The 14,666-nt window shown below is 43.4% G+C and carries 12 protein-coding genes; 2 read left to right on the top strand and 10 right to left on the bottom strand.

Annotated elements, in window-relative coordinates; genetic code table 11:
- Positions 1–55: 55 nt before the first annotated feature.
- The 6 genes from EI164_RS05190 to EI164_RS05165 form a co-directional block, all read right to left on the bottom strand.
- Positions 56–1,429, bottom strand: a complete 1,374-nt coding sequence (locus tag EI164_RS05190; protein WP_192518926.1) for an NAD-dependent succinate-semialdehyde dehydrogenase — start codon at positions 1,427–1,429, stop codon at positions 56–58.
- 79 nt (positions 1,430–1,508) lie between these two features.
- Positions 1,509–2,615, bottom strand: coding sequence for an agmatine deiminase (gene aguA / locus EI164_RS05185; RefSeq protein ID WP_192518925.1), 1,107 nt, complete (start codon positions 2,613–2,615; stop codon positions 1,509–1,511).
- A gap of 48 nt (positions 2,616–2,663) precedes the next feature.
- The gene (gene aguB, locus EI164_RS05180; RefSeq protein WP_192518924.1) at positions 2,664–3,533 is read right to left on the bottom strand and encodes an N-carbamoylputrescine amidase; all 870 of its coding nucleotides are present in this window, start codon (positions 3,531–3,533) and stop codon (positions 2,664–2,666) included.
- A gap of 250 nt (positions 3,534–3,783) precedes the next feature.
- Positions 3,784–5,277, bottom strand: coding sequence for a Na+/H+ antiporter NhaC family protein (locus tag EI164_RS05175; RefSeq protein ID WP_192518923.1), 1,494 nt, complete (start codon positions 5,275–5,277; stop codon positions 3,784–3,786).
- Between the two features lie 173 nt (positions 5,278–5,450).
- Positions 5,451–6,782: an NAD(P)/FAD-dependent oxidoreductase gene (locus tag EI164_RS05170; RefSeq protein ID WP_192518922.1), complete on the bottom strand. Its 1,332-nt coding sequence runs from the start codon at positions 6,780–6,782 to the stop codon at positions 5,451–5,453.
- A gap of 1 nt (position 6,783) precedes the next feature.
- Positions 6,784–8,130, bottom strand: coding sequence for a glutamine synthetase family protein (locus EI164_RS05165; protein ID WP_192518921.1), 1,347 nt, complete (start codon positions 8,128–8,130; stop codon positions 6,784–6,786).
- Between the two features lie 355 nt (positions 8,131–8,485).
- On the opposite strand from EI164_RS05165, the gene EI164_RS05160 reads away from it, so the two are divergent.
- Together EI164_RS05160 and EI164_RS05155 are read left to right on the top strand one after the other, a co-directional pair.
- Positions 8,486–9,223: a gamma-glutamyl-gamma-aminobutyrate hydrolase family protein gene (locus EI164_RS05160; RefSeq protein ID WP_192518920.1), complete on the top strand. Its 738-nt coding sequence runs from the start codon at positions 8,486–8,488 to the stop codon at positions 9,221–9,223.
- On the top strand, positions 9,201–9,884 hold the full coding sequence (locus EI164_RS05155) for a cupin domain-containing protein (protein ID WP_225739121.1): 684 nt from the start codon (positions 9,201–9,203) through the stop codon (positions 9,882–9,884). Before EI164_RS05160 ends, EI164_RS05155 begins: the two co-directional genes overlap by 23 nt.
- A gap of 156 nt (positions 9,885–10,040) precedes the next feature.
- Here EI164_RS05155 and EI164_RS05150 read toward each other — a convergent pair whose 3' ends face one another.
- The 4 genes from EI164_RS05150 to EI164_RS05135 form a co-directional block, all read right to left on the bottom strand.
- On the bottom strand, positions 10,041–11,348 hold the full coding sequence (locus EI164_RS05150; protein ID WP_192518919.1) for a glycosyltransferase: 1,308 nt from the start codon (positions 11,346–11,348) through the stop codon (positions 10,041–10,043).
- 156 nt (positions 11,349–11,504) lie between these two features.
- The gene (locus EI164_RS05145; protein ID WP_192518918.1) at positions 11,505–12,377 is read right to left on the bottom strand and encodes a TIGR03915 family putative DNA repair protein; all 873 of its coding nucleotides are present in this window, start codon (positions 12,375–12,377) and stop codon (positions 11,505–11,507) included.
- A 46-nt stretch (positions 12,378–12,423) separates the two neighbouring features.
- Positions 12,424–13,692, bottom strand: coding sequence for a putative DNA modification/repair radical SAM protein (locus EI164_RS05140; RefSeq protein ID WP_192518917.1), 1,269 nt, complete (start codon positions 13,690–13,692; stop codon positions 12,424–12,426).
- A gap of 327 nt (positions 13,693–14,019) precedes the next feature.
- Positions 14,020–14,280 (bottom strand): hypothetical protein, encoded by a 261-nt coding sequence (locus EI164_RS05135; protein ID WP_192518916.1) that lies wholly within the window; start codon positions 14,278–14,280, stop codon positions 14,020–14,022.
- Between the last annotated feature and the right edge of the window lie 386 nt (positions 14,281–14,666).

Here is a 14,666-nt window from a genome sequence, read left to right as displayed (position 1 = left end):
TTAGGCTTTTTTAGTTTATCCAGTTAAGTGCTTGTCTTTTAAATGCTTGTCTTTCTTAAGACTTATTACGAATCAGTTTATAGTTTAAAAACTCAGTGATACCTAGTGTGCCCAGCTCGCGACCGAACCCTGAGCGTTTAACACCACCGAATGGCGTATTGGCTTCACTACCGGATGGGGCATTGATGGTTACCATGCCTACTTCTAGTTTTTCAGCGATGTCTGCGGCCAGCTCTGGGTTTTGCGTTTGGATAGAAGCCCCAAGACCAAATGGTACATCGTTAGCGATTTGGATGGCATGGTCGATATCACGAGCTTTATAGATGACGGCGACAGGGCCAAACAGTTCTTGACGATAGACATCCATTGACTCGGTCACATCCGTCAGTACGGCTGGTGCAAACCAAGCACCTGGTTTGTCTGTGACTATGCCACCTTCTACTAGCACAGTGGCACCTGCTTGAATGGCGCTATCCAGCTGTTGTTGTAGGCCATCGGCTGCCGCTTTTGAAGACATTGGTCCTATAAACGTTTGCTCGTCTAATGGGTCTGCCAGTGTCATGGCACGTACGTTATCGGTGAATGCTTGCACGAATTGATCGTACACGTCATCGACGATAATCAAGCGTTTAGCCGCATTACAGGCTTGTCCAACATTACCAAAACGACCTGAGATTGCTCTTTGTACCGCTTTTTCGATATCTGCATCAGCGGTCACAATAAAGGCATCCGAACCACCAAGCTCTAACACGACTTTTTTGAGTGCGCCGCCAGCTTCTTTGGCAACTGCTTGACCTGCACGTTCAGAGCCTGTTAATGACACACCTTGTACGCGGGTGTCATTGATGATGGTCGCTGATTGCTCGTTGGTTGCAAAAACATTGTTATACACGCCGTCAGGCAGACCTGCGTCTTTTAGGATGTCGACGATAATTTCAGCTGTCTGAGGGCATTGCGGGGCATGCTTTAGGATAATGGTGTTGCCTGCCATAACGTTTGGGGCGACGAAGCGTGCTACTTGATAGTGTGGATAGTTCCAAGGCATGATGCCTAATAGTGCGCCTACAGGGCGTTTTTCTACAGAAGCTGTTCCTGTATCAACGTCGATGGTATTAGGGGCTAATAGCTGCTCAGCGTTATCTGCGTAGTAGCGATAGATATCCGCGACTAGACCAATCTCACCTTTTGCTTGAGCGACTGGTTTCCCCATCTCATTGGCGACGATACGTGCTAGATCTTCTTGACGATCAAGATAGATATCAGCGACCTTATGAAGTAGCGCACTGCGTTCATTGAGTGGAACATGACGCCAGCTCTGATAGGCTGTGTCCGCTTGCTCAATCACTTGTTGGATATCTTGTTCCGTTGCCGTAGGGTAGGTGGCTTCGAGTTCGCCTGTGGCCGGGTTATTTACTTGATAATCGCTCATAAAAAATCCTTTTGCTTAATTTTATTTTGGTTATCTTTAACAGCTTGTACTTAAAAGCCACGTATAAAATACATATTCGTTACTGTGTATTGGTGGCTGGCTGCTGCTGAGTAATACAGTGGATATTGCCGCCGCCAAACACAATCTCTTTTGTTCGCACTCCCACTACTTGATGCTGAGGAAAGATTTTTTCAAGCTGCTCAATCGCTAAACGGTCATTAACGTCATCATATTGCGGCACGATGACACCTTCGTTACAAATGAGAAAGTTCGCATACGAAGCGATACAAATATCGTCCGTATTACGAGACTTTGCATCTTCAGACTGAACGATGTCAGCATTGGCAGGTAAAGTGACAGAATGCTGGGTACAGCACAGTTTATGTACTTTTAGTTTTCGACCTTTGGCATCAGTCATCTCTGACAGCTGTTTGTACGCTTTTTGAGTGGCTTCATAGAATGGGTGCTCAGTATCATTTGTAAATAGACACACCACTTCGCCAGGACGGGCAAAACACGCAATATCATCAATGTGACCAGTGGTCTCATCGGGATCGATACCATCATCGACCCACAGTACTTTTTCGGCATTTAGATGCGATTTCAGCATGTCTTCAATTTGGGCTTCATTCAAGTGTGGATTGCGCCCAGGACTGAGCAAGCACATACGAGTGGTCAATACAGTACCTTCGCCATCGACATGAAAGGCACCGCCTTCTAGTACAAAGCCGTCGGTACGATAGCGATCAATATTTAACTGTTCGCACAGTCTCTCAGCGAGCTTGTCATCATCATCCCAAGGCGTGTATAAACCATCATAATCGCCGCCCCATGCGTTAAATGTCCAGTCGCAAGCACGTATGTCGCCGGCATCATTGATCAAAAATGTCGGCACGGTATCGCGCGCCCATGCATCATTGCTTGGTATGGTCATCACATCGATATTATCAGGCAGTTGCGCACGGCACGCATCAAAATCATCAACATTGACCAAAACACCAACATCACTGAACTGCCTGATGGCGGCAGCAACGTTTGCATAGGCAGCTTGCGCAGGGACGGCTTTCTGTCGCCAATTGTCTTCTCGATACGGCCATACCATCCAGACTTTTTGTATAGGTGCAAATTCTGCTGGCATGTAAAAGCCATCTTGTTTAGGGGTTGAACCTGTCAGTAATGTGGACATAAAATCACCTTATCGCGCTCAAGCGCTTATAAAAATATGGGGAGTAGCCTAGCCGTGGGTCAATAATGTGCCATACATTGATGGACGACGGTCACGGAACACGCCCCATTGACGACGCTGTTCTGCCAGTACATCGAGATCAAACGTAGCCATGATAAACTCGCTTTTATCGGTTGAGGCTTCTTGTATAATTTCGCCGCGCCCATCAGTGATAAACGAGCTGCCATAAAACTGCATGGTGCTGTCAGTAGCATTTTGGCTGATGGTTTCTTCACCAATACGGTTAGAGGCGATAACAGGTACGAGGTTAGCCGCAGAGTGCCCTTGCATACAGCGTTGCCAATGTCCCGTTGAGTTGATGTTTAGGGTTGGTTCATCACCGATAGCCGTTGGATACAGCAGTAACTCTGCACCCATAAGTGCCATGCTGCGAGCGCATTCAGGAAACCATTGATCCCAGCAAATACCAACGCCGATTTTGCCGTATTTGGTGTTCCAAACTTTAAACCCAGTGTCACCAGGCGTGAAGTAGAATTTTTCGGCGTAAGGGATGCCATCTGGGATATGAGTTTTACGGTAAGTGCCTAGGATTTCGCCATCGGCATCAATAATAGTCACGCTATTAAACAACGCATTGCCTGACTTTTCATAAAAACTGATAGGCAGTACCACGTCAAGCGACTTTGCCAATTCTTTGAAGTGGTTGATGGCTGTGTTGTGCTCGACTTCGGTAGCCAAGTTGAAGTATTCAAAATCATGTACTTGGCAAAAATAAGGGGTCTCAAATAACTCTTGTAGCAAGATAACATTGGCACCAGCTTTCGCAGCTTCAGTGACCAATGCGCTGGCTTTATCGATGTTTTCTTGTTTGTCCCAAGTGCAAGCGATTTGAGTGCTGGCGACAGTAACTGATCTCATGGTGTAGCTCCTTGATTATAATTTATATATTGATGAGGTTTATGTTAATGAAAGTTGATGTCGCTAGAGGTAACAATCAAAAATTTATCATAGTAACGGTTCAAGTATTGGTGATCTAAATATCAACGGTCTAAATAGCAACGGCTTAAATAATCGTATATTTAAGCCGTCTTATTGCTACTCCTATCTTGTTGCTAATTGTCGTACGATAAATTATATGACGTTTGCATACAGGGTCTTTGACAGCTCTTTAAGCCATCATAAAACCAAGTCCTAAGAAGGCAGCAACCGACAGCACAGCACCAAGCAACGCATAAGGGAACTGCGTGAAGGCATGTTGCATCGGTGAACAACCAGCACCTTGTGCGGCTAATAATGATGAATCACTAAAGAAACAAGCATGGCTACCAAATGATGATGCTGATAATAAAGCACCGATGACCAATGGCGTGCTAACCCCTAGTGCAGCTGCTACTGGGAATACAATCGGCATGGCAAGGACATATAGGCCCCAGCTTGATGCGGTCGCAAAGGTTAAGAAAGCCATCACAGCGAAAATAACAGCAGGGAAGATAATGACAGTCATGTGCGGTGAGATAGCGTCAATGACATACATCGTCATGCCAAGCTCGTCGTTAATGGCTTTCAAAAAGAAACCACCAATGACTGTCGATAGCGGGTACAACATGACCTTGAAGCCTGTAAAGATTGACTCTACTTGGGTCTCAAAACTCAAAATACCCTGTGCCCAATAAACCGCAACGGTCACAAAACAGGTAAGCAGTGCGCCTCTCAATAAATCCACTTCAAAGTAAATCGTTGAGACGATAAGTAAAATCATTGGGAACGCAAAGTTAAAAATATTGGCTTTGAACGATAACGTGCGTTTGGCTTTAACATTTGAAACCAACTGCTCATCGACGAAATCTTCTGGAACAGGGTTGCCTTCTTTAGCACGTTTTTCTGCACGTTTCATTGGCCCCCAGTCGCCTAGGATACCGTAAGCCACTAAAAATACGATAAGTAGTGCAAACCATGCATACGCCATATAAGGTATAGAGCTGATATAAAGTCCGATACCGCCACCATCTGCGGCTACACCGTTCTCTTCGAGCAATCCTGAAAAGTAAACCGCCCATGTAGAGATAGGGACGATCACACACATAGGTGCAGCGGTAGAGTCGACAATATAAGCGAGTTTTTCGCGTGATACACCATAGGTATCCGTCAGTTTTTTCACTGAGGTAGACACTGCCAAACAGTTTAGATAATCATCAATGAAGACCACAACACCTAATGCAAAAGTAGCCAATAGAGACTGGCGGCGTGATTTGATGATTTTTTTGAGCCATTCGCTAAAACCGTTCAAACAACCACTAATTTCTAGCAGCTGGATCAGACCACCCATGAGACCACAAACGAGCACGATCCAAATAATGGTTTCGTTACCGAGTACGGCTGAGATATTATCTGCGAAAGGGGAGACTAAATCGAATGGGTTTAGCATGACAAGCCCAGCAACGCAGCCTGCAATCATAGACTCAAAGGGACGTCTGGAAATGATAGCAACGATGAGTACCAGCATAGTGGGTAGTAAAGAGAGAATGCCCCAAGATTCCGATGGATCGTGGGTGGATGATAACCAGACAAAGGCAAGATAGATAGCTATTCCCACTACGACCGTGAGAAAGACTCGCTTGTTATGATACTGTTCTTCAACAGCATCATTCAGTTTCATGTTCATGGTGACGTTCCTTGTGTGACATTATAGCTTATATAGAAAAGATCCTGTTTTAAGGTGATGATCGATAGGAAGTACGAATGGGCTTCCTATCGAGTTAGTAATAACAATCTGTTGCATTAATGGCTTCAAAGTTTTGCTTGGTATCAAGCAGAAAATTGAAGCCATTAGGTTACTTATAAGCCAGTTTTGTCCTTTAGTGCGTACCACCATGATCCCATCATAGAGTAGGGCACTCGTAGTGCGCGACCACCAGGGAAGGGAATCCAAGGAATTTTCGTAAATGTATCAAACTCCTTGGTATTGCCATTGATGGCATCAGCCAGTATCTGTCCAAACAGATGCGACCCTGTCACACCGTGACCACTGTACCCATGAGCGAAATATACTCGATCATGTAGCTTGCCCATCTGCGGCACACGTGAAAAAGACAATGCAAAGTTACCGCTCCATGCATAGTCAATTTTTACATCACGCAGCTCTGGAAAAATCTTATTCATGTTGGGTCTGATTTTTGCGGTGATGTCAGAGGGGTCTTGACCACCATATACCGTACCACCACCAAATAACATACGCTTGTCTGCTGACAGACGATAGTAATCAAGGATATAGCGGACATCTTCGACACAAACATCAGTAGGAAGCAATTGATCAGCCAAATCACCCAAGGGTTCGGTGGCGATAATTTGAGTCGATACTGGCATGACTCGGTCAGTCAGCTGAGGAATGACTTTGTTTAAGTACGCATTACCGCACATGACGGCTTGTTTACAAGTGACCGTACCAAACTCAGTAATGACTTTGATATGATCATCAGCATATTCAACATCAACGACTAAGGTGTTTTCGTAAATAGTGCCACCACGTGATTCAATGGCAGCCGCTTCACCAAGCGCAAGGTTTAGCGGATGAAAATGTCCACCTGAGTGATCGATAACCCCGCCCACATACGCATCTGATTTGATGTGTTCTTGCATGCCGTACTTGTCTAGCATTTCACGGTCGTGCATACCATGGCTTTCCCACAGTGCATGCGTTTTTTGTAAATCTTTTAATTGCCCGTTATTTAAGGCGGCAAAGATATTTTTTTCTTTCAGATCACAGCTGATGTCGTAGTCTTTGATCAGTCTGCGAATGATTTTGCCACCGCGTGTCACAAGCTGACCGACAAAATCGGCGTTTTGTTGGCCATAAGAGCTTTTGATTTTTTCCAAGCTGGCATTGAGGCCATTGACAATCTGACCGCCATTGCGACCTGATGCACCCCAACCAATCTGTGCACCTTCAAGTACGACCACTTCGTGATCTGTTTCCATAAGATGCAGCGCCGTTGATAAGCCACTATAGCCACCACCCACCACGCAAACCTCAACATGAATGTCATTTTCTAGCGTCGGTCTATCTGGTTTAGGATTGCGACTGGCAGCATAATAGCTATCAGGATATTGCCCGTTGTCTGAGTAGTGTGGAATATTGCGCGTGTTGTTAGACGGCTTGCTATTTGACATATTAGACATCCTGTAAATAGGTGAGGTATTCAAGGTTGGTGACTTGCTGAGCAAAGCGCATGGCTTCTTGCTTTTTCACGGCAATCAGCAGTTCAATCATCTCGCTTGGGAACAGTGCATCAATGACGTCGCTGTTTTCGAACTGACGAATAGCTGATAACCAATCTAACGGCAAGGTTTTGAGATCTTCCTCGCTATAAGTAATTCTATTGATTGGCTCTGGGGCTTCTAGTTTGTTTTCAATACCATATAACATGCCTGCTAGGACTGCACTACAGACCAAATAAGGATTGGCATCAGCGCCTGATACACGGTGCTCGATACGGCGCGCTTTTGGATCGCCACCAGGGATACGTACGGCTGCTGTGCGGTTTTCATAACCCCATGACACATTGTTTGGTGCCAAGGTGCCTGGAGCAAAACGGCGATAAGAGTTGACATGTGGTGCAAATAACAAGGTGCAATCCGACATGGTCTTTAACAGGCCAGCGACGGCATGACGTAGCATATCCGAGCCTTCATCTGAACCATCGTCAAAGATATTATGGCCATCTTTATCTAACAAGCTGCAATGTACGTGAAAGCCGTTACCTGACTGTAAACCAAAAGGTTTTGCCATAAAGGTAGCCGTAAGCTTACGACGAGCAGCGACCGCTTTGACCACTTGTTTGAATAGTATCGCATCGTCAGCGGCTTTTAATGGATCGTCGACATGCAATAGGTTGATCTCAAACTGGCCACAGCCATTCTCTGCCAATGCCGCATCAACAGGAATATCGAGTTTTTCACACTGAGCATAGACTTCGTCTAAAAACTCATCAAAATGTAACAAATCATTGATGCTTAAGATAGAAGTTTTGTTCAGTCTCAGGCCGCTCTTAGGACGGATAGGCGGCTTAGGTGTCTCGCCTTCTGTGTAATCCACCAAATAAAACTCTAGCTCGGTTGCCATGACAGGTGTCAAACCAAGCGCTTTGAACTTTTTGCTAATAAAGTTTAGAACGTGGCGAGCATCGCCGTAATAAGGTTCATTGTCTTCGGTATAAAGCCACACAGGTATTAGAGATGAGGGTGCACTGGTATTTAGAAGTGGAACAGCAGCACGACCAGTAGGGCGAGCAATGGCATCGATATCACCATTACACTGAGAAGATTCGATGACATCAGCACCCCAGATATCGACACCTAAAATAGATAGTGGCAATCGGATATCACCATTTTGTGCTTTTTCCATTTGATTGTACGGGATGCGTTTACCGCGAAGTAATCCGTTTATATCACCTGCTGCAACATAAACATACTTGGTACTATCTGCTGTTGCACTCACAGTTTCACTGGTCGTTGTCATCTCTTCTATCCCTAGCAGTCTTGAACGATTTTGGTTTGTTTTATGATTTAACTAACAATATTAAATACTTAGTGTTAAGTGCTTGTAGAGTCTCAGAAAGCTATCTGTTAGTGTGCACAATGTATGAAAATTGTTTTTTGTCATAAATATGTCTTTCAATATATGGATGAAGTTTATAGTTGTCAATATTTATTTTAAATTATTAAAAAGTAATTTATATGACTCAAATACACAAACTATATTAATATTGAAGTTTATAGTTTACACAAGATAGGTTACTGTGATAAGTTTTGGTTGAATAATTATTTACAACATTTGGACAGATAGGTTCGGATGTCATATTTAGGGAAAGAATATGTCTACTTTTAAGCCAGTTATCGCGATTGTATCTTGTCACAAGATGGTTGACGGTCAACCAGCACAAGCGGTATATCAAAAATATATCGATGCCATACAGCACTATGGTGGTAATCCGATATTACTCCCGTATACCGCTGCTGATGAGGCAAATTTTGAGGCACTAATGTCGCTAGTGGATGGTATTTTATTGACAGGTAGCTATAGTAATGTTGCACCGACACGTTATGGGGCGACACATATAGAAGAAAAGCAGGATCTAAACCGTGATGAGCTGAGTTTTAAGTTACTGGCTTATTCAGCTAAATCTGGCACACCTTTATTGGCAATATGTCGAGGTTTGCAAGAGATGAATGTATATTTCAATGGTACATTGCATCCTGATTGGCGTGAAGTAGAAGGGTTTTATGAGCAGCATTTAGAAGACAGTACGCAACCGTTAGAAGTACAGTATCAGCCAGTGCACGATGTCCTTATACAGCCTGAAGGAAAGCTTGCAGCATTTGGTGAGGAGTGGCATGTCAATTCGTTGCATAAACAAGCCATTAATAAAGTAGGCGATGGTTTGTTCGTTGAGGCAGTAGCACGTGATGGATTGGTAGAGGCCATTAGCTTAATAAAACATCCGTTTATGATTGGTGTACAATGGCATCCTGAGCTAAATTATGCCAAAGATGGTTTTTCCAAATTTTTGTTTACGGAATTTATTCACTATGCCAGTCAAAAACAATCCTGATAACAACGTCGATACTAATACCAGTATCAATGATGACATCAACGATGAAGAAGCGTGTTCTACTGAAGAGCAGGATATGCTTGAAGATACTCAAGAACTAGAAAAGCCTGAAGAAGATATTGGTAAAAAGATCAACCAATTGCGTCTTACCAAAGGTTTCTCGCAGCGTAAATTGGCGAGATTAGCAGGATTGACCAATACTTCCATCAGTGCTATCGAGCGTAATAAGGTTAGCCCTGCTGTCAATACGCTAAAAGCGATCTTAGAAGTGCTCGATTCTGATCTAAATACTTTTTTCAGTGATGAGTGGAAGGAGCGTAAAGACAGAGTAGTCGTTACGCCAAAAGAGCTAGTTGAGATTAGTGAACCAAACAGTCGAGTCTCCATTAAACAAGTATTTAATGGCAGTCCGATCAAAAATTTAGGATTTTTGATCGAGGTTTATCAGCCAAATAGCTCGACCGAAGATAGGATTTCTCATGAAGGTGAGGAAATTGGTACGGTTATCGAAGGTAAAATTATTATCCGTATTGACGACACCACGTATCTGTTAAACGAGGGTGACAGCTATGTGATTAAAACCTGTCATCCGCATACCTTTATCAACCCTAGTAACTCCATTACGCGTATTATTAGCGCACATACGCCAGCGACTTATTGATTCAAATGCAGGTATAAGACCTGCTACACCTGTCCTATACTGTGTTATCAATACCGTTCTAAAAGCGCATATCATTGTTATAGCTAGAGCAATATGAGCGATCAAGAGTGCTGATTTGTGAATGGTCAACACCGCAATATTTTTATAATAAGCTTTCTAAGTATCTGCCTCTTTTGAGAGATTGGGTGTCTTAGAAAGCTTTTTTTGTGTAACCTCTGTACAGGCTCGCGCATCATTATTTTCTGTTTCTGTTTTGTCTACTGTTATAGCAGTAGTTGGTTTTAAATGTTTTTTAATTCTTTTTACGGCAGCAGCGTCTATTTCAGATTGCTCTTCGGCAAGTGCCGTATCATATAAATCTTGATAGACAGCGAGGGTTTTGACAATCATTTCACGCATGGTAAATTGGTTTGTCATCTCAGGACGAGTGACGCTTTCTAGTTGGTTTCTAACCGCCTTACAGAGTGCGTTGGCGTTGTATTTTTTGACCAGTCCTTGCGGATAAAGGGGTTGTAAAATTTCGCTAAAGGCGGCTTGATCCCAACCAATAACCGGTGTACCTAAATGAATGGCTTGTAGTGCATTGATGCCAATAGATTCAGGCTCATTAGCCAGTGCCATCACGATATTGGCCGCTGAAAGCCACTCCCTCATATCGTTGCGCTTGCAACCTACATAGGTAATACGTTCAGCCAAGCCTAGCGTATTGGTGCGTTGGCGAAAGTCTTCATGTGCCACATCACCATCTTTGTAGTCATCGTCCATAATAATGACGTGGATATTAGGAAATTGCTCTTGCAAATTACCCAATATATCAATCAGCCACTCTTGACCATACTGATTGCCAATGATGGTTGGGAATACCAGCCATTTTTTATGCTCAAGCTCAGGATACTCTGCAAAGGTGTGGCGTAGCCAATAGACAGAAGGGTTGTGCCGATAGGGATAGCGGCGAGTGTCGATACCACGGTAGATACGCTTAATGACTTTTGGCGCGAAGTCTTCACGGCGCAGTCTATTTTTTAGATAGTTAGTCACACTATCAGATACCGTAATAAGTGTGTCCACATTGAGTAATGCTTGTGAGTACTTATTAATAGGGTAAAAGCCATACATGGTCGAGACCAGTTTTGGCAAGCGTTTTACACGTACACGGCGCAGTGCTAAGTGGAGTATCCATGCAGGCGTGCGTGAGTGTGTATGAATGATGTCAGGCTCATACTTTTCAATCAGATGGCGCAGTGAAGCGACTTGCAATAATGACAGCCAAGACTTTTTAGTCATTTGTAGCTGGTGATAGTTATTACCATCACGCTTGAGCCGTTTGACCAGATCATTGTCTTCATCAGCGCTTGAAATAATGATCGAGGTATGACCATTTTTGACCAATGAACGCCCAAGGTGAAAAATACCGCGCTCGGATTCATCATGCTTTAAAGACGATAGTAAGCGCATAACTTTCATAATAGCATCGATCACAAGTTAGTAATATCAAGTGGCTATTGTCAGTTAAAAGCACTAAAAACTCAACCACCAAGATAAAAAGATACGTTTTAACCGCTCATTTTTTAAAGAGAGATAAATCTAAATTGTCTATCACGTATTGCATGCTCAATACAATTAGCGACGTTTTTGTAGATGCTCAGCGTTGGGCAGCACTTGTTTTTCGCTTAAGTATTTCCAATAACGCTGTGGTAATGACTGCTTGTGCAAACGGGGGTTTTTGCGCTCTTTAATGTTGACGTTGGTAAAGTAGCCTTGCCAAAATTTCTGATAGCGCTGTTCGTTCTCGCTATGAATGCTGGCAGGATTACGCAGTACTGCATCATCAAGGTCAGTAATGGTTTGCAGGGCGGCAGGGTGCGATGATGTGCTTTGACTCTTATCATAATAAATGCCAAATCCGCGACTGATATCATAAATCGCCCAATGTTGGTCCTGATAGCGCTGACGAAAGTGCTCACCTATCAATGGCAATACATTAAAATCAGGCTCTACTCGTGCAAAATATATATCATCAGTGGTATGCTCAAAACGTACAAATGCTTCCATACGGTGCTTTTCACGACCCACGGACTTTACCGTTTGTACTAACTCCAGTACGTCTAAATTACCCAAATCTTGCATGATAGAGCGGTTAGGGTAGTCAATGGCATATTTGGTGACTTGAAATAGAGTCGTACCGATATGGTCTTTTTCTGATAAAAACCCCCACAGCATATTGCGCATACCTGAGCGCCCTAATAGTTTATTCAGTTTTGTGAGGACGCGCTCGGCTTTGTCTTCATCAGTCGTAACGCTGGCTGTTTGAGCAATTAACGACGGTACATAACTATCTTGCGCTACGAGTTGTAATGTTGAGCCGTGTTGTAGTTTGTGCTCATAAACATGAAATACCGCGCTCAGCCAACCCTCAAAGCTTGGCTCATATAAGATTATGTTTGAGGTCAAGTTGCCAGCGGCATAAGTATCGGTTTGAGCGAGTAGTGACATATATCATCCTAAATTCTTCGAAATTTACCTAAATATGCGTTTACCCTTAAAACAGTGCCAACTGTCCAATACGTTGATATTTGTATTTGGTTTGCGTCTGTGCCAGTACATACTGCCGAAAATTATCGCGGGTTAAATGCGCTAAATGCTCGTTTTTGCCTGTGGTTGCGATGAAATATTTGGCACGATTGACGGCTGCGCCCATTTTTTTGAGATGATATAGTGTCAGCTGGTTAAACTTACGCGCTTTGACTATCTTTTTAGCTGTTCTGGTACCGATACCAGGTATACGCACAATCATCTCGTACGTTGCGGTTTGAATATTGACAGGGAAATACTCGCGATGACGAATCGCCCAAGCCAGTTTTGGGTCACAGTCCAAATCTAAAAATGGCGAGTCTGGCTCGACGATTTCGTGCGCCCCAAACCCATAAAACCGCATTAACCAATCTGCCTGATAGAGGCGATTTTCTCGCACCATCGGTACAGGTGTGCCAATCGCTGGCAGACGATTATCGGATAGCATCGGCACATAGCCTGAGTAATAAACACGCTTGAGATCATACTGCTTATAGAAATGGCTCGATAGCTGAATCACTTGCAAGTCGGTCTCATTGCTAGCACCCACAATCATTTGGCTGGTCTGACCGGCTGGCGTGAACTTGGGCACTTTCTTATGAGTTTTACGGCTCTCACGGATGGTGATGATCTCTTCTTTTACCGTCTCCATCGGCGCTTTTAATTGCTCATGTGATTTTTCTGGCGCGAGCAACGCTAGGCCGGATTTGGTTGGAATCTCGATATTGACACTCAAGCGATCCGCATAAAGCCCCGCTTCTATCAGCAGCTCTTTTGATGCACCTGGAATCGTCTTTAAGTGAATATAACCATTAAAGCGTTCACGGGTACGCAGTAGTTTGGCAACCTCGACCAATCGCTCCATTGTATAGTCACCGTTTTTGAAGATACCTGAGCTTAGAAATAGCCCCTCGATATAGTTACGGCGATAAAACTGCATGGTTAAGTCAACGACTTCCTCAACACTAAAGGCAGCGCGTGGCGTGTCGTTGCTTTTACGTGAGGTACAGTAAGCACAATCATAAATACAATGATTGGTTAGTAGGATTTTAAGTAAACTGACACAGCGACCATCTTCGGTATAGCTATGGCAGATACCTGTCGCTGAGGCATCACCGAGACCGCCGCCTTGATTTTTACGCGTACCAGCGGAAGAGGAGCAAGAGACATCGTACTTAGCAGCGTCCGCTAAGATGTTGAGTTTGCCTTGTAGACGTTCATAATTGATGGTTGCCATAAGTGCTATTTACCAATGCATTAATGAAGGACTATTTTAACAAAATTAGCGTTAAGTCATTGTATTTATGGGTTAAATTTAGATGGAAAACGACAACGGTTGTCGCCTATGATTATCAAAATCATGTGTTTTTAGGGTTAACGAGAAGTAAAGAGAGGGAGGGGAGGTGAAGTTGTACATACTGGTCATGACCGAATATTTGTTTTGAATTGAAAGCACTATAGCAAAAGGTTGATTATTAAGAAATGATAAAGGTGAGTGCAAGTATTACGAATAGTAGGCTGAGTGAGCGTGAAACCGTATTTATTATATATAAGGCTTTGTGGTTTATACAAAAAAATTCTCGTCCAGAAATCCAACGATCAAGCCACCTAAAATACCTAAGATACCAAGCAATAGGAGGGGGATAGCCAGTATCGTTAGTATCTGTGATTGGCTTTCTTTAACCTCGACAAAATAGCGGCTTAAATCAATATCTGCTAAAGGTATAGCATTACCTACAGCTGTTTGCAGTCTTGAGGTGCTTGACCCTGGTACCAGCTTTAATTCGTAATGACCAACTTCCGCGCGAAAGGTGAACAGCTCCATTCTACCAGTGTCAAAATTATTTGAGCGTGGAGATAGTATTGAGTGGCTAAGCTTAACTTCTTTATTAGTAGCGGTATGGATGATACGTGGTCTAAACTGAGTCAGCGGCGTTTTTTTGAAAAGAGAGCCTTTGTGCCAAATGGCATAAATGCCTGATTTTGAAACAGTGAAATTGCCAACGCTATCGTGGTAGGGCAGCGCTAATAATACGTCGCCATTGAATGCATTCTTAAATAATTTTATCGCTTTAAATACAATCTTAGATTAACACATGAAGTGCAATACCAAATGCAAGGTGAAAAAAAGACCTAGATGCGCTAGCATCAAAGTTTTTATCCACCGACCAAAGTGAGATTGCAACCATGAGCTATACACATCTAAGCCTA

Origin of the sequence: Psychrobacter sp. FME13 (assembly GCF_014861395.1) — a bacterium.
Classification (GTDB): domain Bacteria; phylum Pseudomonadota; class Gammaproteobacteria; order Pseudomonadales; family Moraxellaceae; genus Psychrobacter.
Note: the sequence above shows the minus strand (reverse complement) of the source record. Positions and strands in the feature narration are given on the sequence as shown.